Origin of the sequence: Marinobacterium ramblicola (assembly GCF_019084545.1) — a bacterium.
GTDB classification, from domain to species: Bacteria; Pseudomonadota; Gammaproteobacteria; order Pseudomonadales; family Balneatricaceae; genus Marinobacterium_D; species Marinobacterium_D ramblicola.
In genome coordinates this window covers 144,826-166,699 of record NZ_JAHREP010000005.1, presented here as the reverse complement: position 1 = coordinate 166,699, position 21,874 = coordinate 144,826, and the positions used below count along the sequence as shown (strand labels likewise).

Annotated in this window: 19 protein-coding genes; 11 read left to right on the top strand and 8 right to left on the bottom strand. The window is 62.0% G+C overall.

The window, feature by feature from the left end; all coding sequences use genetic code 11:
- Positions 1-14 precede the first annotated feature (14 nt).
- From KQ940_RS05430 to KQ940_RS05410, 5 genes are all read left to right on the top strand, one after another.
- On the top strand, positions 15-2,576 hold the full coding sequence (locus KQ940_RS05430; RefSeq protein WP_217412415.1) for an AMP-binding protein: 2,562 nt from the start codon (positions 15-17) through the stop codon (positions 2,574-2,576).
- Between the two features lie 350 nt (positions 2,577-2,926).
- Entirely contained in the window at positions 2,927-3,769 is an 843-nt protein-coding gene (locus tag KQ940_RS05425) for a formate/nitrite transporter family protein (RefSeq protein ID WP_217412414.1), read from the top strand.
- Positions 3,770-3,864: 95 nt separating this feature from the next.
- The gene (locus KQ940_RS05420; protein ID WP_217412413.1) at positions 3,865-5,595 is read left to right on the top strand and encodes a bifunctional protein-serine/threonine kinase/phosphatase; all 1,731 of its coding nucleotides are present in this window, start codon (positions 3,865-3,867) and stop codon (positions 5,593-5,595) included.
- 33 nt (positions 5,596-5,628) lie between these two features.
- Positions 5,629-6,072, top strand: coding sequence for a cyanase (cynS, locus tag KQ940_RS05415; protein WP_217412412.1), 444 nt, complete (start codon positions 5,629-5,631; stop codon positions 6,070-6,072).
- Between the two features lie 286 nt (positions 6,073-6,358).
- On the top strand, positions 6,359-7,207 hold the full coding sequence (locus KQ940_RS05410) for a protein NO VEIN domain-containing protein (protein ID WP_217412411.1): 849 nt from the start codon (positions 6,359-6,361) through the stop codon (positions 7,205-7,207).
- A gap of 165 nt (positions 7,208-7,372) precedes the next feature.
- Here the strand turns inward: KQ940_RS05410 and KQ940_RS05405 are convergent, their stop codons facing one another.
- Together KQ940_RS05405 and KQ940_RS05400 are read right to left on the bottom strand one after the other, a co-directional pair.
- Positions 7,373-8,746, bottom strand: coding sequence for an ATP-binding protein (locus KQ940_RS05405; protein ID WP_217412410.1), 1,374 nt, complete (start codon positions 8,744-8,746; stop codon positions 7,373-7,375).
- A complete protein-coding gene (locus KQ940_RS05400) occupies positions 8,746-9,459 on the bottom strand; it encodes a response regulator (protein ID WP_217412409.1) in 714 nt (237 codons plus the stop codon). The genes KQ940_RS05405 and KQ940_RS05400 overlap by 1 nt, the downstream gene beginning before the upstream one ends.
- A gap of 193 nt (positions 9,460-9,652) precedes the next feature.
- Between KQ940_RS05400 and KQ940_RS05395 the strand changes: the two genes are divergently transcribed.
- Entirely contained in the window at positions 9,653-10,489 is an 837-nt protein-coding gene (locus KQ940_RS05395; RefSeq protein ID WP_217412408.1) for a hypothetical protein, read from the top strand.
- 66 nt (positions 10,490-10,555) lie between these two features.
- A complete protein-coding gene (locus tag KQ940_RS05390; RefSeq protein WP_217412407.1) occupies positions 10,556-11,140 on the top strand; it encodes a YceI family protein in 585 nt (194 codons plus the stop codon).
- A gap of 65 nt (positions 11,141-11,205) precedes the next feature.
- Here the strand turns inward: KQ940_RS05390 and KQ940_RS05385 are convergent, their stop codons facing one another.
- Positions 11,206-12,798, bottom strand: a complete 1,593-nt coding sequence (locus KQ940_RS05385; protein WP_217412406.1) for a choice-of-anchor I family protein — start codon at positions 12,796-12,798, stop codon at positions 11,206-11,208.
- Between the two features lie 218 nt (positions 12,799-13,016).
- Here KQ940_RS05385 and KQ940_RS05380 point away from each other — a divergent pair, with 218 nt between their 5' ends.
- The 4 genes from KQ940_RS05380 to KQ940_RS05365 all read left to right on the top strand — a co-directional run bounded on the left by KQ940_RS05380 (position 13,017) and on the right by KQ940_RS05365 (position 15,178).
- Positions 13,017-13,820, top strand: a complete 804-nt coding sequence (locus KQ940_RS05380) for a DUF1338 domain-containing protein (RefSeq protein WP_217412405.1) — start codon at positions 13,017-13,019, stop codon at positions 13,818-13,820.
- Between the two features lie 197 nt (positions 13,821-14,017).
- Complete coding sequence (locus KQ940_RS05375) at positions 14,018-14,254, top strand: addiction module protein (protein ID WP_217412404.1); 237 nt, start codon at positions 14,018-14,020, stop codon at positions 14,252-14,254.
- 285 nt (positions 14,255-14,539) lie between these two features.
- Positions 14,540-14,821, top strand: coding sequence for a type II toxin-antitoxin system RelE/ParE family toxin (locus KQ940_RS05370; protein WP_217412403.1), 282 nt, complete (start codon positions 14,540-14,542; stop codon positions 14,819-14,821).
- Between the two features lie 9 nt (positions 14,822-14,830).
- Positions 14,831-15,178, top strand: a complete 348-nt coding sequence (locus tag KQ940_RS05365) for a HigA family addiction module antitoxin (protein ID WP_217412402.1) — start codon at positions 14,831-14,833, stop codon at positions 15,176-15,178.
- A 148-nt stretch (positions 15,179-15,326) separates the two neighbouring features.
- On the opposite strand, the gene glcF is transcribed toward KQ940_RS05365, so the two are convergent.
- From glcF to KQ940_RS05340, 5 genes are read right to left on the bottom strand one after another with little or no spacing between them, the layout of a single operon-like run.
- The gene (gene glcF / locus KQ940_RS05360) at positions 15,327-16,532 is read right to left on the bottom strand and encodes a glycolate oxidase subunit GlcF (RefSeq protein ID WP_217412401.1); all 1,206 of its coding nucleotides are present in this window, start codon (positions 16,530-16,532) and stop codon (positions 15,327-15,329) included.
- Between the two features lie 13 nt (positions 16,533-16,545).
- A complete protein-coding gene (gene glcE, locus KQ940_RS05355) occupies positions 16,546-17,631 on the bottom strand; it encodes a glycolate oxidase subunit GlcE (protein WP_217412400.1) in 1,086 nt (361 codons plus the stop codon).
- Positions 17,624-19,126: an FAD-linked oxidase C-terminal domain-containing protein gene (locus tag KQ940_RS05350; RefSeq protein ID WP_217412399.1), complete on the bottom strand. Its 1,503-nt coding sequence runs from the start codon at positions 19,124-19,126 to the stop codon at positions 17,624-17,626. The genes glcE and KQ940_RS05350 overlap by 8 nt, the downstream gene beginning before the upstream one ends.
- An 18-nt stretch (positions 19,127-19,144) precedes the next feature.
- On the bottom strand, positions 19,145-19,576 hold the full coding sequence (locus KQ940_RS05345) for a GlcG/HbpS family heme-binding protein (protein WP_217412398.1): 432 nt from the start codon (positions 19,574-19,576) through the stop codon (positions 19,145-19,147).
- A gap of 25 nt (positions 19,577-19,601) precedes the next feature.
- Complete coding sequence (locus KQ940_RS05340; protein ID WP_217412397.1) at positions 19,602-21,797, bottom strand: malate synthase G; 2,196 nt, start codon at positions 21,795-21,797, stop codon at positions 19,602-19,604.
- Between the last annotated feature and the right edge of the window lie 77 nt (positions 21,798-21,874).

Genomic DNA, 21,874 nt, shown 5'->3' with positions numbered 1-21,874 from the left:
GTAGCACATTCACCATGCTGTTCGACCTGGATCGTTTCCGAGCTCTCGGGGCTCGCCCCTGTCTACTGGATGCCAGCGGTATCCTACTCAGTTATGCGGAGCTGGCCGAGCAGGCCGCTCACTTTGCGGCCGCATTGGCGCCGTTCAAGCAGCCGGTGTTAATCGCGATCGAAGCCGTATCCGATGCTCAGGCGATTGCCTCCTATGTCGGCGCGCTGGCCGTCGGCCACGCGGTGATGCCGCTACCGACCGATGCCCCGGACAGGATGCGAGCGCTGGCGGAACGCTTTCGCCCGGCCCTGAGTTTTTACCGCCGCGACGGACACTGGGCACTGGAGCAGCACGACTGGCCAGCGGCCGAGCCACACCCCGAGCTGGCGCTGCTGCTGCAGACCTCCGGCAGTACCGGCCAGGGCCGCGGTGTGCGGCTGTCGCGCCAGGCAGTGGAAGCCAATGCGGTTGCCATCGCCGACTACCTGGATATCCGCGCGGATGACCGCGCCGCGCTGATCCTGCCGCTGCACTACTCCTATGGCCTGTCGGTTCTGCACTCTCACCTGCTGCAGGGTGCCTCGCTCTGGCTGCATGGGGATTCGGTACTCAACCCCGGTTTCAGTCAGGCGCTGGCGGACAGTGGCGCTACCAACCTGGCCGGTGTACCGCACCACTTCGCGCTGCTGGAGAGCACTGGGCTGGGCGATGCCCTGCCGGGCAGCCTGCGTTTCATAACCGTGGCCGGCGGCGCCATGGAGCCGGTCAAAGTGGTCGAGTGGGCCAACCGGATGGCGCAGCGTGACGGCCGTTTCGTTGTCATGTACGGCCAGACCGAGGCCACCGCCCGCATCGCCTGGCTACCGCCTGAACTGGCCCGCGACAAGCCCGATGCGATCGGCATCGCCATCCCCGGGGGCTCACTGGCCCTGCGTGATGAACGGGGTAATGAGATCAACACGGCAGAAGGCGAGGGCGAGTTGATCTATCGCGGGCCCAACGTGATGATGGGCTATGCCGAGGACTATCGGGAGCTGGCCCAGGGTGCCCAGCTCAACGAACTGGCTACCGGCGATCTGGCCAGGCGCGACGCCAGCGGTATCTATCGCATCACCGGCCGCCTGTCGCGCATGTCCAAGATCGCGGGGCTGCGCATCGGCCACGACGCGCTGGAGCGCGCCCTGGCTGACCAGGCCCGGGAGATCGCGGTCTGGGGGGATGACCGACGCATCCATATCGGCCTGGTGGGCACAATCCCGGCACTGCATGAGGTTCAGGCCAGGGCCGCGCAGCTGGCCGGTATCGCTACCCAACACCTGGCGATCCATCCGCTCACAGAACTGCCCCGGCGCGCCAACGGCAAGATCGACTATCCGGCGCTGAAAAACAGACATGCACAGAGCACACAGAACGGCAGCGTGCTGGCCGCATTTCGGGCCAGCTTTGCCCCGCGCAGCGTGCGTCCCGACGACAGTTTCAGCAGCCTGGGCGGCGATTCCCTGTGCCATGTGGAGCTGACACTGGCGCTGGAGGAGCGCCTCGGCGGCGTACCGACCGGCTGGGAGCGGATGCCGATCGCCGAGCTTGAACGCGCCCAACCCCGGGCGGGCAAGCGCCTGCCCACCGACCTGCTGACGCGGGTACTGGCGATCCTCGCCGTGGTGGTCAGCCACCAGACCCATTGGCCGGTATACGGCGGCGCCGCGGCGATGGTGATACTGATGGGGATGAGCCTCGCCTCGTTCCGCTGGAAAGCGCTCTGTGAGGGTGACCTGCGCACCTATTTCGCTCCCCTGCTCGGCGTATTGATCCCCTATTACGCGGTACTGACCGGCTACAGTCTGGCCTGGGGCGAGGTGCCCTGGGTATCGGCGCTGCTGCTGGGCAACTTCGCGCTGACCAAACCCTCGACCCATGAGATGCTGCCGTTCCTGTACTGGTTCGTCGAAGCCTATGTGCAGATCACGCTGCTGGTCGCCCTGCCCTTCCTGATCCCGCCGTTGCGACGAAGGCTCGCCAGGCTATCCCCCTTCCACTTCGGTCTCGGCTTGTTGGCGTTTGCGCTGCTGCTGAGGCTCACCCTTCCCGTGCTTTGGCCGATGAATGGACGGGCCCTGTTCACCGTGCCCTGGGTGCTCTACCTGTTTGCCTTGGGCTGGTGCGTGAGTGCAGCGCAGACCCACCGGGATCGCTGGCTGGTGATCGCCCTCGGCTGCCTGATCATGCCGCTGGCTGCATATCTCGGCGGCAACTGGTATGGCGGCTGGATCAAGTATATGAGCCTGCTCGGCGTACTCGCTCTGCTCTGCCTGGTACCGAGCATCCCGCTGCCCGGCTGGAGCCACCGTCCGCTGATGCGACTGGCCCAGGCGGCATTTGCGATCTACCTGCTGCACCGCCTGGTGCCCGAGGTGCTGCTGCCGATGCTCGGACTGGAGGGGCACTCGCCGCTGATCGACAGCCTGGCGATTGTCGGCGGCATCGGACTGGGCCTGCTCGCCGCAGCGCTGCAACGGCGGCTGGCCTCGGTACCCATCCGCCCCGCGCGTGGCATGGGCTGGCGCCTGAAAAACGCCCTTTCCTAACCGGCGACTCCGATTACATACCTTGGAAATGAACCTTAAATGCGCAGTCTCAACTGTCTGCGCACCATTTTTGACCTGGGGACGCGCCGGGAGACAAATCCGAGAAAACTTTTAATCTACTGATTTTATTAGACTTTCTATTTATCGCAAAGACTTGGCACGCTGACTGCTATATCCGAATCAGTATTTGAGCTAACGCTGGCTCAGATCTGACAAGCTGGGATTTCTGGATAATGGCGTCCATCACTGCACCTGCAAAAGGCGGGGCATGTGTGGACGCCATTTTTTGTTGCTCTCAGTCGGTTAGAACCCTTTGTGTGTGATCCCTTAACGTCGAACGAGGCAAAAATATGGCTTACTTAATTCCCGCAGAATTTGTAACCAAGATGGTGGATGCCGGTGAATCCAAGATCTACATGTCCACCCGTGACACCCTGATCCGTGGCTATATGGCCGGTGCCATTCTGGCCCTCGCGGCCGTATTCGCCGTTACCGTCGCGGTCCAGACCGGCGTGTTCCTGATCGGCGCCATGCTGTTCCCGGTCGGTTTCTGCATGCTCTATCTGATGGGCTTCGACCTGTTGACCGGCGTGTTCATGCTCACCCCGTTGGCCTGGCTCGATAAGCGCCCCGGTGTCACCCCCGGACAGATCCTGCGTAACTGGGGCCTGGTGTTCGTCGGTAACTTTGCCGGTGCTTTCACCGTCGCGGTGATGATGTCATTCATCTTCACCATGGGCTACAACACCGACGGCGGCGCCATCGCCGAGAAGGTCGCCAAGATCGGCGAATCACGTACGGTCGGTTATGCCGCCTATGGTGCCGATGGCTGGTTCACTATCTTTATCCGCGGCATGCTGTGTAACTGGATGGTCTCCCTCGGCGTGGTCGGCGCGATGATCTCCACCCATGTCAGCGGCAAGGTGCTCGCGATGTGGATGCCGATCATGCTGTTCTTCTTCATGGGCTTCGAGCACTCCGTGGTCAACATGTTCCTGTTCCCGTTCAGCATGATCATGGGCGGCAACTTCTCCATCGCCGACTACTTCATCTGGAACGAGATCCCGACCGCTCTGGGCAACCTGGTCGGTGGCCTGGCGTTCACCGGCCTGACCCTGTACACCACTCACGTGCGTACCGGTGCCAAGCGTGAGATCCCGGCCAGCGCCCCGTCCAAGCCGGCAACCGTGTAATTTTCCTTCCGAACCCCGGCCACCTGCGGGTGGCTGGGGCTTTTATGTACAGGATGTACGGTCCCGCAGACATCGGGCGGTAGTCGGCAGCAAATATGAGCAACCAACTCAAGCTCAGCATTGGCCAGTATTCGGACAAGGGCCGGAAAGCGCTGAATCAGGATTTTCACGGCGCGCTGATCCCGAAAGAGCCGCAGCTCAGCCTCAAGGGCGCCGCCCTGGCGGTAGCGGATGGCATCAGCTCCAGCAGCGTCAGCCAGATCGCCAGCGCAGCAGCGGTAAAATCCTTTCTTGACGATTACTTCTGCACCTCGGAGGCCTGGACCGTACGCACCGCCGCCGAACGGGTGATCGCGGCCACCAACTCCTGGCTGCACTCGCAGACCCGGCGCAGCGACTACTGCTACGACAAGGACAGGGGCTACGTCTGCACCCTCAGCGCGATGGTGATCAAGGCTGCCACCGCGCACATTTTTCATGTCGGCGACTCCCGCATCTACCGTGTCCACGAGCATGCGTTGGAACAGCTGACCAAGGATCATCGGCTCTGGGTCTCCCGGCAGGAGAGCTACCTGAGCCGGGCGCTCGGCATCGACGAACAGCTCGAGATCGACTACCAGGCGCTGGCGGTAAAGCCCGGGGATACCTTTATCCTCGCCACCGACGGCATCTACGAACATTGCGACACCCAGTTCCTGCTCAATACCCTGCGTGAGCACCCGACATCCCTCGACAACGCCGCCCGACAGATCGCCGAGCACGCGCTGGAACGGGGCAGCAGCGACAACCTGACCCTACAGATCGTCCGTGTCGACCAGGTGCCGGGAGCGGAACACGCCGAGCTGCAGTTGCAGATCGAGAAGCTGCCGCTGCCGCCGCCGCTGGAGCCGCGGATGCAGTTCGACGGCTACGAGATCGTGCGCGAACTGCACGCCACCAGCCGTAGCCATGTGTTCCTGGCCGTGGACCTGGAGAGCGGCAACCCGGCGGCACTAAAAACGCCCGCTATCGATCTGTCCGACGATCCGGACTATCTGGAGCGCTTTCTGCTCGAGGAGTGGATCGCCCGCCGCATCAACAGCGCCCACGTACTGAAGGCACAGTCGCCCAACCGCAGCCGCCACTACCTGTACACGGCGATGGAGTACATCGAGGGCCAGACCCTGCGCCAGTGGCTGCTCGACAACCCCCGTCCCGATATCGAAACCGTGCGTTCGATCGTCGAGCAGATCGCCCGCGGCCTGCGCGCCTTCCACCGCATGGAGATGCTGCACCAGGACCTTCGCCCCGACAACATCATGATCGACCGCCACGGCACGGTGAAGATCATCGACTTCGGCGCCACCCGGGTCGCCGGTATCGCCGAAGCCACCGTGGTCAGCCAGCAGGCACAGATGCTCGGCACCGCTCTGTTCACGGCGCCGGAGTATTTTCTCGGCTTCCCCGGCAGCACACGCTCGGACCAGTTCTCGCTCGGCGTGATCTGCTACCAGATGCTCTCCGGTCGTTTTCCCTATGGTACCGAGGTCGCCAAATGCCGCAACGCCAAGGCGCAGCAGAAGCTCAGCTACGACTCGGTGCTGGACGAAGAGCGGGAGATCCCCGCCTGGGTCGACGAGGCGCTGAAACGCGCGACCCATATCAGTCCGGAGAAACGCTACGACGACCTGTCCGAGTTCATCTACGATCTGCGACACCCCAACCGGGCGTTCCTGAACAAGACCCGGCCGCCGTTGATCGAGCGCAACCCGGTGCAGTTCTGGCAGGGCGTCTCGGCGCTGCTGGCCTGCGCGCTGATCTACCTGCTTGCCAACCCCCTCATGTGAACCAGACCCTAAACGAACCAAAAGGACTACACGATGATCAGCAATCGCGATGAAGTGACCCAGATGATCCTCTCCGCCAAGGTCAGCAAGGGGATCAAATGGAAACAGGTGGCCGAGGCGGTCGGCCTGTCCAAGGAGTGGACCACCGCCGCCTGCCTGGGGCAGATGACCTTCGACAAGGCGCAGGCTGAAACCGTCGGCAAGCTGTTCGATCTGTCCGACGAAGCGGTCGCCTGGCTGCAGATCGTGCCCTCCAAGGGCACCGGCGGCATCCCCACCGACCCGCTGCTCTACCGCCTGTATGAGATCGTCAGTGTCTACGGCGGCTCGATCAAGGAGCTGATCCACGAGGAGTTCGGCGACGGCATCATGAGCGCCATCGACTTCTCGATGGATATCCAGCGCGAAGAAGACCCGAAGGGCGACCGGGTGAATATGGTGCTGTCGGGGAAGTTTTTGCCATATAAGAGTTATTGATAAGGGTTGTCGGACGACCGACCGCTCTGGTGCCAATCCGGGCCGGTGGTACCGCTTCCGTGCGACACGCTTTACGTCGTCCTGACCGCTCGACTGCCGCCGTCCCTGGCGGCAGACGGTCGCCCGGAAGCGGTACCACCACCCCTCTGCAGCGCGGTGCCAGCCAGTGTGCTCACCCAAGGCGATCTTACGTGCTCCCTGCCGATCCAGTCTCTTGATATATCCCCGCGATCCGGTAACGTCTGAGGTTCCTATCCACGGGTATTGGCAGTGCAAGGATGCCCCTATGGCAAACAATTGGTCAGAATCCGAAGTTGAAGCAGCCGTCGAGGATTACTTCGACATGCTGCGTCTGGAACTGCTCGGCCACACGTACAACAAGACCGAACATCGGCGCACACTGCTGGAGCGGTTAAACAATCGCTCGCATGGCTCAGTCGAGCTGAAGCATCAGAATATCAGTGCCGTGCTGATCGAGATGGGAATACCCTATATCGAGGGTTATAAGCCACGCACGAACTACCAAAAGCGATTACTGCCCGAAGCGGTCGCGTCCTATCTTTCCTCGCATCCGGATATCCAACTCCTGTTTCAACAGGACGCCGGCGTCGTTCCGGCCGTTCCGACGGTCGGTGATCTTCTTGCAGCGATGGAGGCGCCTCCGCAACGGGAGGAGCGGCGAGAGTCCGGCATCCAGGAATCACTGGCTATTTATAATCCGGGCGGCATCAATTACCTTGAGTTGGAAGCACAAAACCAGCTACTGGGGGACGCCGGAGAGCAGTTCATCATCAACTACGAACGCGCACGTTTGATCCGTTCCGGCTGCGACTCTCTGGCGGACAGCATCGCGCAGGTATCGGTCACCGAAGGTCCGATGGCAGGCTTTGACATCCGTTCATTCGAGGTCGACGGGCGCGATCGCTTTATCGAAGTTAAAACGACAAAATACGGCAAGAACACCCCTTTCTACGTGACGCCCAATGAGTTGGCATTTTCGCGCAAGAACGCCGAGCGCTATTTCCTCTATCGGCTTTTCAGGTTCCGCACCGAACCGCGCGTGTTCGCTTTGCAAGGTCACCTACAGGAGCAGTTCAAGCTCCAGCCGTCACAGTATCTGGCAAAACCGTATTAGAACGACGGGTGGCATGCGCTATCCAGGGGTGATGCAGTCTCTTGCGGCTGACCCTCTGCGACATGGATGTCGCAGTGGAGCCCCCATGGAAGGGTTCACGGCGAGTCAGACGCAAGAGACTGCATCGGTCCGTATCTCCGGAGCTGCCGTACACCCTTCACCAGACTAGTGATTCGGCAGCTCCAACACCACCTCCAGCCCGCCCTCGGCCCGGTTACTCAACCGAATCTCGCCGCCGTGGGAGTGGGCGATGGTGCGGGCGATGGAGAGGCCCAGGCCGATGCCGCCGGTTTCGCGGCTGCGTGAGGTTTCGAGGCGAACGAAGGGATCGAACACCCGCAGCTGGTCCGCCTCCGGGATCCCCGGCCCCCTGTCGCGCACGGCGATCTGCAGAGAATCGCCTCGGACACTCAGCTCCACCTCGGCTTGCCCGCCGTACTTGCACGCATTCTCGATCAGGTTGGTCAGTGCGCGGCGGACCGAGCCGGGTCGGCACAGGTAGGGCACGCGCTGGGACTCGTCGTATTCGATCTCCTGGCCCAGGTCGCGCAGGTCTTCGCAGATGCTGCCGATCAGCGCCGACAGGTCGACCGTGCGCCGCTCCTCTTCGACCGAGGCTTCGCGGGTGAAGGTCAGCGTCGCTTCCAGCATCTCCTGCATCTGACCGAGGATGCAGAGCACCTTGTCGCGGCGGTCGGCGGGCTCGATAAATTCGGCATGCAGGCGCAGGGTGGTCAGCGGCGTGCGGAGGTCGTGCGAGATCGCGGCCATCATCCGGGTGCGGTCGCCGACGAAGCGCTGCAGGCGCTCCTGCATACGGTTGAAGGCACGGGTGGTGCGTATCACGTCTTCCGAGCCGTATTCCGGGATCGGCTCGTTCAGCTCGCCACGGCCGATACGGTCGGCCGCCTTGCTCAGGCAACCCAGAGGGGCCGACACATGGCGCACGATCAACACCACCACGGTGACCGTCAGCGAAAACAGCGCCAGCGCCACCAGCAGCGGCGCGATCCAGCCCGGCAGGCTGCTCGGCGATCTGAGCGTAGCGTTGAGCCACTGACCATCCGGACGCAGGATCGACAGGCTGGCGATCGGCAGCGCCGCTTCGCCCGGATCGAACAGCAGGTTGGGTTTGAGCAGGTTTTGTACCCAGCTGTAACACCAGTAATAGCGCGGGCTGATCGACAGCTGGGCATGTGCGGCATCGGCGTCGGCCAGCTCTCTGAGGCGTTGATAGAGCGGGTGATCCAGTGCCGCCCGGTTATAGGGATCCGCCGTGGCGCTATCGCCGATGCTGAACTGGAAACGCTCGCTGGTTACCGCGCCAAGCACCTCGCTGCGCATCGCCAGTGGCGTCTCATCCAGCAGGCGGTCCATCGCCGCACTGCGCGACACCAGATCCTCCATCTGGCTCAGGCGCACGGCGCGACCGCGCTCCTCGAAGAACACATACACGGTGGTCGCGTTGACCACGCCCAGGGCCAGGATCAGCAGACCGATCACGCGGCCGGGCAGGCTCTGTCGCAGGTAGCGCAGCATCACCGAACATCCACGGTGAGCATATAGCCGCCGCCCCATACGGTTTTGATCAGTTGCGGATGGGTGCTGTCGCGCTCGATCTTGCGCCGCAACCGGCTGACCTGGTTATCGATACTGCGATCGAACACCTCCGCCTGCCGCCCGCTGGTCAGATCGAGCAGTTGTTCGCGACTCAACACCCGGTGCGGGTGGGCCAGAAAGGTGGACAGCAGCTTGAATTCAGCAGTACTGAGCGGCACCGCAACCTCATCGCTGCCGACCAGTTCACGCCGGGCCACATCGAGTACCCAGCGGTCGAAGCTGAGCCGCTCCACCTGCAGCGGCTCGCGCTGACGCGGCAGCGCCTCGGCCCGGCGCAGTACCGCCTTGATCCGCGCCAGCAGCTCGCGAGGGAAGAACGGCTTGGTCAGATAATCGTCGGCGCCCATCTCCAGCCCCACCACACGATCGGTCTGCTCCGCCATCGCGGTGACCATGATGATCGGAATCTGGCTCGATTCGCGCAGTTGGCGGCAGAGGCTCAGGCCATCCTCGCCCGGCATCATCAGGTCGAGCACGATCAGGTCGATGGCGCTGACCTCCAGTATCCGCTTCATCTCCTGCCCGTCGCGGGCGGTGGTGACGCGAAAGTCGAATTGCTCGAGATAGTTCGCCACCAGGTCACGGATCTCCTGATGGTCGTCGACAACGAGAATGTGGGGGGTGTTGTTCATGATCATGCCAACCGGTAGTACTACTGCATCAGCTTATCCGATCACCGGGCGGTAGTGCGAACGCCAATTGTATCAATCTGTACCCGTTACAGAGGTTGATACAGATTGCGACAAAATGATCCGGGATCGAAAAACTTTTAATACATTTATCAGGCTTAATAGGTCAAAGGATCGGATCAGCCGAGGAGCTCACGTGACATCGATACTGGACAACCCTGTTATCCAAAGCGCGGTATTGCCACTGCTGCTGAGCCTTGGCCTGACCGGTCTTATACGGCTCGTGCTCGGCCCGGCATTCGGCATACGTCTGGCCGCCGTTGCAGTGACGCTCAGCTTCCTGGTCTGTCAGGCGCTGATCCAGGCCCCGGTGTTTCCCCCTCGTTCCTCGTCGCAGAAACTCCCCTATCTGGTGGCGGGAGCCCTGCTGCTGGGGCTGCTGATCGACAGCCTCGATCTGAGGGCTCGTGTGCAGCAGACTGCCATGGCGGTGCTGGCAATTACCGGCATCGGCTGGCTCCTTTACGGACGCTTCGACCGGATCGACGTCGCGGGCTGGATCCTGTTGCCGATGCTGTTCGCCGCACCGATGCTGGCTCAGCAGCGTTGTCTCGAGCGTCGAGACAGCCTGGATGGCGGTATCCTGCTGCTGTTGGCCAGTGCCGGTATCGGCGCCATCACGCTGATCGGTGCCTCGGCCTCCATGGCCCAGATCGGCTTCGCGCTGATGGCGGCACTCGGCGGTTTCCTGCTGTGGAACTGGCCGACCCGGCGCTTCCCGCTCAATGCCACCGTCCAGTTGAGTACACTGACCGCACTGTTGGCGCTGGCCACCCAGATGCTGTTTTACACCAAGGCCAATGGCTGGGCGCTGCTGTTGCTCACCCCGCTGCTGCTGGTAGACCGTGTTGGCCGCAACATGGAGAGTCAGGCGCTGCGCGCCCTGTTGGTGACCGGCACGGCTGTCGCGGTATGCGCCGTGGCCGTCGGCACCGCCTGGATGATGAGCGAGCCGAGCAGCTCAGGATACTGAAACACCGACCCGTTAGCCCCTTAAACCCAACTGGCTTCGACCAGACTGAACCAGAGGATAGGAAAGATGAACGTAAAAGCACTGTTTGGCGCTGGCCTGCTGGCGGCGAGCCTGTCTACCACCGGCATCGCCCAGGCGGCACCGGTACCCTACGCAATGGACATGGCGCACTCTGCCGTGGTGTTCAATATCAACCACCTGGGCTTCTCCAACATGTTCGGCCGTTTCGACAAGTTCGAGGGTGATGTGCAGTTCGATGCCGACAACATCGAAAACTCCAGCGTGACCATCAGTATCGATACCGAATCGGTCAACACCTTCCACGGCAAGCGCAACGAGCACCTGGCCTCGCCGGATTTCTTCAACGCCGCCGAGTTCCCGGAGATGACCTTCGAGAGCACCAAGATCACCAAGACCGGCGACAACACGGCCAAGCTCGAGGGTGAGCTGACCCTGCTCGGCGTGACCAAGCCGGTGACGCTGGATCTGGTGGTCAACAAAGTCGGCCCGCACCCGTTCAACAAGCAGCCGCTGGCCGGTTTCACCGCCACCGGTACGGTCAAGCGCAGCGAGTTCGGCATGAACTACGGCCTGCCGGCGATCGGTGACGAGGTGCACCTGCAGATCGACGTGGAAGCCACGCCGAAGTAAACCAGGCGGCAAACGAAAAAGCCCCGCATGCCTTAACGACAGCGGGGCTTTTTATTACTCCAAACTTAGTCCACGACGCTCACGCGATAGACCGATACCGTACTGCTGACCTCGCTGGTGACCACCAGCCAGCCGCTATCTCCGTTGGCTATGAACTTGAGTCCTTCCGGCGCCAGATCGCCCAGCTCCTCTATGTCCATGACCCCGGCCGCCTTCGGCGCTTTCGGGTTTTCCAGATCGTAGATGAAGATGCCGCTGGTTCGCTCCAGGCCGATAAAGGCGTACGGCTTGCCGTCCAGCTCACCGACCACGATCGACTCCGGCTCCGGCCCCTTGTCGTCGCTGCGGTTATCCTCCCACACCTCGGAGCCCTCACCGGCGTACTGAGCCAGCAGGGTCTCGAACTGGTTGCCGGAATCCCACACCCGCTCCGCCTTGCTGTTCCAGACCGAGAAGGAGCGGGCACCATAGGCATACAGTTTGTCGAAATCGCCGTCGCCATCCTCGTCACCCTGAGAGGTGGTCACCTTCAGGCGGCCGAGGTTCTGCTTCTTCTGCAGTTCGTCGATATCGAAACCGGCGAAGGCGGCCGGGTCCAACAGCAGATCCTTCACCCGCGCCTCCTCCGAGTAACCGTCGTAGTCGCGAGAGTCACCCTCGTTGGCGGAGAGGATATACACCTCGCCGTCGGCATCCAGAGCGGCGATGGCATCGGGCAGGTACATACCCAGTACCGGCCAGTTCTGCAGATTGATGCCGGCATCTTCGTTGCTGGCATCCAGCGTGTTGCTTGGCAGCATGTGGTCCTTGTAACCCAGGCCAACCACGTCGATTACCTTGGCTTTTTCGATATCGACGATCGCCAGGGCGTTGTTCTCCTGCAGCGAAACCCAGGCGGTCCTGGAGTCCGGCGATACCGCAATGTACTCGGGCTCGAAGTCCTGCGCGGCGGTTGCACCGGGTCCGAACAGGCGCACCTCGTAGCTGAGCTGGTCGGCGCCCTTGGCCTTGCCCTGGGCCATTTCAGCCGGGTTTACCCCGTTTTCGACACCGCGATTGGCATCGTTGCTGAAATGAAAGTCAGCGCTGCGCACCCGCCAGCTGCGTTGGGTATCGATAATACTGATCGAGCCTTCCGGATCCCGGGTGTAGCTGTCGTTCGGTTCGCCCTCGTTGGCCACCAGCAGATAGCGCCCATCAGGAGTGAAAGTCAGCATGTCCGGCAGCGCACCGACGCTGATCGAGCGCTGATAATTGCCGTCCAGATCGAACACCACCACCTTGCCGTTCTGCTGTTTGTTGTCAGCTTCGATCGCTACCGCAACCCAATCGCCGTACACGGCAACGCTGTTCGGGCCGCCACCATAGGGCGCAAGATCGATCTCGCTGGGCACGCCGCTCTCTTCGCTCATGGCGCTCAGCGCACCGTTTTCATCCAGCGCCAGGATACGCAGCTTGTTGTCGGTGCCGTTGGTGACATAGAGGCGTTGCGCGGTATGACTGTAGTCGGAAATCTCGGTACAGCCGCCTTCGTCGGTATCGCTGCAGGTCTCGGCGAAATGGCCGGTCTGGGTGACGGAGAATCCCGCCAGTGCGGTGTTGGTCAGCGCCACGCCCAGCGTCAACGAGAGTGCGGATGCAAGCAGAGTCGGTTTCATATCCAGTTTGTCCGTATCCGTTCATGAAGGGGAGCCAATACTCTGAACTCGCCGGATGACAGGCAGGCGACAAACCGGTTACAGATCAAACAGCTGTTTTCGGCGTGCCAATTTCGACAGATTCCCCCACCCGCTCTACGCTCTTACATAGAGATAGAGCTTAAATTCCCATGACAATGACAGCAGGCATGCGTTGTTGCAGCGGGAGGAGGTGGGCCATGAATCATCACCGGTTTTTCGACCGACTCTGGCACGACTATGTGGATATCACGCCACAGGCAGAGGCGATTCAGCAGCTGTTCGTCGAGCGCGGCGAGCAAATCATCAACGACCATGTGGCGTTTCGTACCCTGGCCGACAGCCCGGTAGCGCTGGCGCGGCTACAGCCGCTGCTGGAGCAGCTGGGCTACCGCGCTTACGGCCAGTACCGTTTCGAGCACAAGAAGCTGCATGCGCGCGCCTACATGCATACCGAGGATCCGACGGCGCCGAAGATTTTCCTCAGCGAACTGGAGATAGGCAAACTCTCCGACAAGGCACAGGCGATACTGCACACCTATATCGCCCAGATCCCGCGGGATGCCGCCTCCAGCCCCGATATCTTCTGGCGTGGACGACTCTGGGCCATGCCCACCTATGAAGCCTACCGTGCCCTGCGCGACGAGAGCGAATACGCGGCCTGGCTGTCGGTGCTGGGCTTGCGCGCCAACCATTTCACGGTCAGCGTCAACCACCTGGAAACCCTGCCCAACCTGAAGGCGGTCAACCACCTGCTGAAGGAGAAAGGGTTCGCCCTCAACGACCTGGGCGGTGAGATCAAGGGCTCGCCCAAGGTGCTGCTGGAGCAGTCATCGACACTGGCCGACCGCATCGCGGTGACCTTCGCCGAGGGCGAGACCCACCTCGTACCCAGCTGCTTCTACGAGTTCGCGCTGCGCTACGAGGAGTCTCCCGGCCAGCTGTTTCAAGGCTTCATCGAAGGCAACGCCGACAAGATCTTCGAGTCGACGCATAGTCGATAGCGGTCAAATCTCATGTAATGTGACGCCGGCACCGGCTTCAAGAAATGGGGCGCACCATAAAACGCAAAACCCGGGACAATAGCGGCTATCTGTTTAGCCACAAAACATTCTCAGTGAGCGTCGTCGTAACTGACCTTGATACTGATTGAGACTTTGAATCTGGATAGCCTGCCTGTATTGCCACTCGCGGAGACACCATGACTACCGAAACACTAAATCACCTACGCTCCCGGATTTTGACTCTCTCCAAGTCGGAACGTGCAGCGCCGGCCCGCGAGCTCATAATGAGCCTGGACGGCCCCGGTGACGACTCTGTTGAGCAAGCTTGGAAAGATGAAATCATTCGCCGTGTGTCCAAGGTCAAAAGCGGAAAAGCTACGCTGCTCAGCCGCGAAGAGTTCCGAACCAAGATGCGAGCGAGAATAGGCTTGTAACAGTGCGAACAGTAAGGATACTGGAAGAAGCCTGCAGGAAGCGATAGAGGCTGCAGCATGGTTCTAATATGAGCAACCTTGACTCGGAACCTAGTTTCGTTGCTATTGCTCATCACTCCCGAAAGCCTGGCTATTGGCAAGAATGCAGCACGCCGTAAGCCGAGATCCTCGTTATGCCGGGTGGTTGCGGCCGCATCGGGGCACAGCTGCTCGATATCACCCGGATAGCCGACCATTTAACTAATTACAACTTGCGTATATATACGCGCGGCGTTAATATTTTCCATGATCAAGACATTCAAAGACAAAGCGACCGCCACAATCTTCGACGGCAAAGTAGCCAAGAAGCTGCCGGGTGACCTTCAGGCAAGAGCCTTGACCAAGCTCCGCATGATCGAGGCTGCCACGCAACTGGATGACTTGCGGGTTCCACCAGCCAACCGTCTGGAAGCACTCAAGGGTGACCGCGCCGGGCAATACAGCATCCGCATCAACAACCAGTGGCGGATCTGCTTTGAATGGGAGGAGGGCCACGCCTACAACGTGGAAATAACCGACTATCACTAAGGAGGGTCTATGACCATAGATAAAACCGACATTAAAAAGCTGGACCTCGGGAACCACACCACCGGGGAACTGCTGCCGATCGCTCACCCTGGCACTATCCTGCAGGAGGAGTTCCTGGAGCCCCTGGAGATTACAGCCTACCGGCTGGCCAAGGATATCAGCGTACCTCCGGGGCGCATTACCACCATCATTAACGGTGGCCGGTCCATCACCGCCGATACCGCCCTGCGTCTGGCGCGCTACTTCGGCACCTCGGCCCAGTTCTGGCTGAACCTGCAGAGCGACTACGACCTACGCACGGCAGAACGGGAACTGGGCGACCGGCTGGACAAAGAGGTGCACCCACGGGCCGCGTAAGATGCTGCAGCAGGATACCAAAGGCTTCAGGCTCCACTTCATGGAGTAGGGAACACTGCTTCGAATCGATTTCGACCACAATCGCACTCTCTGCCGCAACAGCGCTAACGACATGATCAGCCAGACTAATCAATGTGAAATTTAGTCCCTAGCTGTCCAGAAGTTCGATCCAGTGCTGTACCGGCACCTCTGACTTGGTCTCCAGATGCAGCTGGCAGCCGATATTGGAGGTGACGATCCGCTCTGGATGGTCACCGGTCAGCGCCTCCAGCTTGTTGGCCAACAAGCGCTGACTCATCTGCGGCTGTAGAATCGAGTAGGTACCGGCGGAGCCGCAGCAGAGGTGGTTATCCCGGGTCTGCGCCAGCTCGAAACCGGCCTTTTTCAGCACCTGTTCCACCACCCCGCCCTGCTTCATCGCGTGCTGCAGGGTGCAGGGGCAGTGCACGGCGATCCTGCCCTGCGCCCTGGTTTTCAACCGACTCAAGTCCTCGGCGAGCAGGATCTCACCGATATCCCTAGTCAGCGCGCTGATCCGCGCCGCCTTGTCGGCATAGGCGGGATCATGGCGCAACAGATGGCCGTACTCCTGCACCATGGCGCCGCAGCCGGAGGCGGTCATGACGATCGCTTCACAGCCCGCTTCGACGGCGGGCCACCAGGCATCGATATTGCGGCGCATGAAATCCAGCCCCTCATCGTGCGCCGACAGGTGATAACTGACGGCGCCGCAACAGCCGGCGTCCGGCGCCTCCACCAGAGTTATCCCCAGGCGATCCAGCACCCGTGCCGCAGCAGCATTGGTATTGGGCGCCGCCGAGGATTGCGCACAACCGGCCAGCGCCAGCATCACCCGCTCATGACGCTGCTGGGGCCAGGGCGATGCCTGTCGCTTGGGCGGCAGCTTGCGCTTCAGCGCCTCCGGCAGCAGCGGGCGGAAGGTCTGTCCAGCCTTCAGCAGCGCCCCAAACCGCTTCGGATAGGGCAGGATCTTGCGCAGTCCCCAGCGCATCAAGCGCTCCGATGGCGGCCGTTGCAGCTTCTGTTCGATCAGCCCCCGGCCGATGTCGACCAGCCGCCCATACTCCACCCCGGAGGGGCAGGTGGTCTCGCAGCTTCGGCAGGTCAGGCAACGGTCCAGATGGGTCCGGGTTTTTTCGCTGACCTCATCGGTTTCCAGCAACTGCTTGATCAGGTAGATGCGCCCGCGAGGGCCATCACGCTCGTCGTTCAGCTCTTGGTAGGTCGGACAGGTCGCGGTGCAAAAGCCGCAGTGCACGCAGGTGCGCAGTATCGCTTCCGCCTCCTGGCCTTCGGGTGTTGACTGATAGTGTTGCAGTATCTCGGTTTTCATCTCGCTCCACCCACTACATCCAGCTATACAAACGTCCACGGTTGAACAGGCCGTCCGGATCGAACGCCTGCTTCAACCGCTGCTGCAGCCGCTGCATCGCCTCGGGCTGGCTATGCATCACCTCGGCGGTGCGGTCACCACCGCGGAACAGGCTGACCTGGCCACCAGCCGTGGCGGCCAGGCGCTCCATCTCAGCCTTATCCACCTGGCCCTGCTCTGCCCTGCCGAGGTACCAGCGCTGCGCCCCCCCCCAGTCGATCAGCCAGTGACCGTCTAGCTTCGGCATTCGCGCAGTCGGGTTGACCGAGAAGCGCCAGAGTGGCTGTTCTCCGGCAGTGGTAAAGAACGGCAACTGGTGGTCGCGCAGCTGCTGCCAGAAATCGTCGGCGTACTCCAGCGGCTCGCCGTCCCAGTAGCCGGCCGTTGCCGCCACCGCCGAGTGGGCGCCGCTGAGACGCAGATAGAGCTTGCCGTCGAGCCAGCAGGCGGCGCTCAGCGGCTTGGGTTCGGCGGCCCGGCGATTCATCATCGACAGCGCTTCGTCGGCGTCACACTCGAACACCAGGGTGCGGCTGTCGGAGGGTTTCGGCAGTACCTTGAGGCTGATCTCGGTGATCACGCCCAGGGTGCCCAGGGCACCGGCCTGCAGCCGCGAGACATCGTAACCGGCGACGTTTTTCATCACCTGGCCACCGAAACGAAGATGCTCGCCGAGGCCGTTGATCATCTTTATACCCAGCACCTGGTCACGTACCGAGCCCCACCAGGGGCGGCCCGGTCCGGACAGGTTGCAGGCCAGAGTACCGCCCAGGGTGGAGGTTCCACCGAACTTCGGCGGTTCGAAGGACAGCATCTGGTTATGCTCGGCCAGCGCCGCTTCCAGTTCGATCAGCTGGGTACCGGCACGGGCGGTCAGCACCAGCTCCACCGGGTGGTAACTGACGATGCCGCTATGACTGTCCAGCGACAGGATCTCCTGCCCGGGCTCGACCTGCCGACCGATAAAGGTTTTGCTGCCGCCGCCAACGATCTGCAACGGCCGCTTCTCCGTTGCCGCGGTCAGGATCTGCTCCTGTAGTTGGCTGCTGATATCACTCATGGTTGCACCTCCCGCTGTGCTGGGCCGCGGCACCCGCATTGGGTTCGATGTTGAGATCCAGGGAGCGGTACTCCTGACACTGGCGCAGCGTCGGCACCCCCTTGCCGGGATTCAGCGTCGCCTCTGGGTCGAACACCGCCTTGATACGGTGGAACTGCGCCAGCTCCTGGTCATTGAACTGCTTCGGCATCTGGCGGATCTTCTCCACCCCGACACCATGCTCACCGGTGATGCAGCCGCCAACCTCGACGCACAGCTCGAGTATCCTGGCGCCGAACTCCTCGGTTCTCTCCAGCTCGCCCGGCACGTTGGCATCAAACAGGATCAGCGGGTGCAGATTACCGTCACCGGCGTGGAACACATTGGCCACGCGCAGGCCGTAGGCCTGGGACATGCGCTCCATCTCGGTCAGCACATGGGCGAGCTGGCTGCGCGGGATGGTGCCGTCCATGCAGTAATAGTCCGGCGAGATACGCCCGACGGCGGGAAAGGCGGATTTACGCCCCTTCCACAACCGGGCCCGCTCCTCCTCGCTGTGCGAGGTGCGCACCGAGCTGGCGCCCAGACGGCGGAACAAAGCCTCCACCGCTTCGATATGTTCGTGGACCTCCTCTTCGGTACCATCCACCTCGCACAGCAGCAGCGCCTGGGCCTCCACCGGGTAACCCGCTTTGGCATACGCCTCTGCAGCCACGATGGCATGGCTGTCCATCATTTCCAGCCCCCCCGGAATGATCCCCTCGGCGATGATGGATCCGACCGCGTCGCCGGCGGTCTGTACCGAGTCGAAACCGGCCATCACCACCTGCGCGACCTCCGGCTTCGGCAGCAGCTTGACCCGGATCTCGGTGACGATGCCGAGCAACCCCTCGGAGCCGGTCAGCAGCGCCAGCAGGTCAGCGCCGCAGCTGTCCAGCCCCTCGCTGCCGATGCTGAGCCGTTCGCCCTCGACGGTGAGCAGTTCCACGCCGAGCAGGTTGTGCACGGTGAGACCGTATTTAAGGCAGTGCACGCCGCCGGAGTTCTCCGCCACGTTGCCGCCGATGGTGCAGGCGATCTGCGACGAAGGATCCGGGCCGTAGTAGAGGCCGTGGGCGTTTGCCGCCTCGCTGATCGCCAGGTTGCGCACACCGGGCTGCACCCGTGCCGCACGGGCCAGTGGGTCGATCTCCAGGATGCGGTTGAACTTGGCCAGCGACAGCACTACCCCCTCGGGGTGCGGCATCGCCCCGGCACAGAGCCCGGTACCGGCGCCTCGTGCCACTACCGGGATTCCCTCGGCGTGACAGATCTGCAGCACCTTCTGCACCTGCTCCACCGTCTCCGGCAGCACCACCAGCATCGGCATCTCGCAGTACACCGACAGACCGTCGCACTCGTAGGGCTTCAGCGTCTCGTCGTCGCTGATCACATATTCCGGATCGATAAAGGTGCGGAACCGATCGGCCAACGCCTGTCGGTTGCGCTTGCGATTCGCCGTTTCTGCCTGAATCATCGCTTCTCCCGTCCTGGCTCAGGTTCCGGCCCGAGCCGCAAGAAAATGATCGATACCGGCCTGGGCACAGGCCATATCCTGTTGCGGCGTACCGGAACTGAGACCGATACCGCCGACCACCTCGCCATCGACACTGACCGGCAGACCGCCGCCCACGGTACTGATCCGGCCACCCACTTCAGTATGGATGCCAAACGCCAGATTGCCCGGCACGCAGACGGCGTTGTAATCGTGGGTCGCCTTGCGCGCCGCTGCCGCCGTGAATGCCTTGTCCTGGGCGATGGTAACGCTGGTCACCTTGCCGCCATCCATACGCTCGAATGCGATCAGGTTGCCGGACTCGTCGACAACGGCGATACACATCGGTACCCCTATCTCCGTCGCCTTTGCCGCCGCCCCCTCGATCAGGATTCGCGCATCGCTGATATCCAGTCGTGTAATCGTTAACATGCTGCCCCCTGCATCGGTTGAATGCCTATTGCCTTTTAGGCGTGTTTTTCCGCTTCTGTGCCCGGCGATGGGCATGCAGCAGCGGTTCGGTGTAGCCGTTTGGTTGCTCGCAGCCCTTGAAGATCAGGTCGCAGGCGGCCTGAAACGGGATGCTGTCGGCGAAATTGGGCGCCATCGCTTCATAGGCCGGATCGTCGGCATTTTGTCCGTCCACCACTTCTGCCATCCGCCTGAGCGTCTCCATCACCTGATCATCGGTACAGATGCCGTGCTGCAGCCAGTTGGCCAGGTGCTGGCTGGAGATACGCAGGGTGGCGCGGTCCTCCATCAGCCCCACATCGTGGATATCCGGCACCTTTGAGCAGCCAATCCCCTGTCCGACCCAGCGCACCACGTAGCCGAGGATGCCCTGCGCGTTGTTGTCCAGTTCGGCCTGGATCTTCGCCGGGGTAAGGTGGATATCGCCGAGCAGCGGCGGTGTCAGCAGCTGTTCCAGCGGCGCCCGCTGACGGCCGGCCAGTTCGCGCTGACGGGCCTGCACATCCACCCGGTGATAGTGCGTGGCGTGCAGTGTAGCCGCGGTCGGCGAGGGTACCCAGGCACAGTTGGCGCCGGCCTGCGGATGGTCCAGTTTGGTCGCCATCATCTTGTGCATCTCGTCCGGCATCGGCCACATCCCCTTGCCGATCTGGGCCACACCGCTCAAGCCACAGGCCAGACCGATCGACACGTTGCGCTCCTCGTAGGCCTTGATCCAGGGTTGTGCCTTGATCGCCTCTTTCGGCAGCACCGGCCCGGCTTCCATGCTGGTGTGGATCTCGTCACCGGTGCGGTCAAGGAAGCCGGTGTTGATGAACATCAGCCGCTCACGTACAGCGCGGATCGACTCCATCAGGTTGGCCGAGGTGCGACGCTCCTCATCCATGACCCCGACCTTCAGCGTGTTACGCGCGAGCCCCAATGCATCTTCGACGCGGCTGAACAGCTGGTCGGTGAAGGCAACCTCCTCCGGCCCATGCATCTTCGGCTTGACGATGTAGATGCTGCCGCTGCGGCTGTTACGGTAGCGCCCCAGCCGCTTCAGATCATGGATGGCACAGAGGCTGGTGACCATGGCATCGAGAAAACCCTCGGGTACCTCGCTACCCTCGTCATCCAGCACCGCATCGCTGGTCATCAGGTGCCCCACATTGCGTACCAGCAGCAGACTGCGTCCGTGCAGGATCAGGCTACCGCCGCCGGGGGTGTTGTAGGTGCGGTCGGCGTGCAGACGGCGGGTGATCTCCTGGCCACCCTTGATGAAGCTGTCCTCCAGCGTGCCCTTCATCAGCCCCAGCCAGTTACGGTAGACATTGACCTTGTCCTCGGCATCCACCGCGGCCACCGAGTCCTCGCAGTCGATGATGGTGCTCATCGCCGCTTCCATCAGCACATCGCGCACGCCGCCGGGCGACAGCTTGCCGATCGGATGGGTGGAGTCGATCTGCAGCTCGATATGCAGACCGTGGTTGCGAAGTAAAACGCCGACTATCGCCCCTTCTTCCCGATAGCCGACAAACTGGTCCGGATCCTTCAGGCCGGTCTCACTGCCATCGTCCAGCGTCAGCACCAGCGCCGTACCGGAGGCGCCGAACTGCAGTCGGTACTCGTTCACCTGAGCGTGGGAACCCCGCGCCAGCGGCGCCGCCTGATCGAGAAAGCCGGCGGCCCAGGCAATAACAGCGCGGCCACGCTGCGGATTGAACTGCGCCCCGGCTGCCGCCCCGTCACTGTCATCGATCGCATCGGTGCCATACAAGGCATCGTACAGGCTGCCCCAGCGCGCATTGGCCGCATTGAGCGCGAAACGGGCATTACTGCAGGGCACCACCAGCTGCGGACCGGCGATGCGGGCGATCTCCTCGTCCACGTTCTGGGTGTCGATCCGGAACGGCTCACCCTCGGGCACCAGGTAGCCAATCTCACGCAGAAACTGACTGTAATCCTTCACATCGAAGGGCTGGTGTTTATGCTGTCGGTGCCACGCATCCAGCTGTGCCTGCAGCTGATCACGCTTCTGCAGCAGCTCACGGTTGATAGGCCCGAGATCCCGCACAATTGCTTCAAACTCGTGCCAGAAGCTCTCTGGATCAATACCCGTCCCTGGCGCCACTTCGGCCTCGATCAGCCGATACAGGGCAGCATCAATCTGCAGGCCGCCCACCTGGATTCGATTAGTCATGACCGGATCTCGTGTGTTGAGTTGTTAGCATGAAACAGGCGGGGCGCGAACCCCGCCAAGCGGTATTACTTACCTTG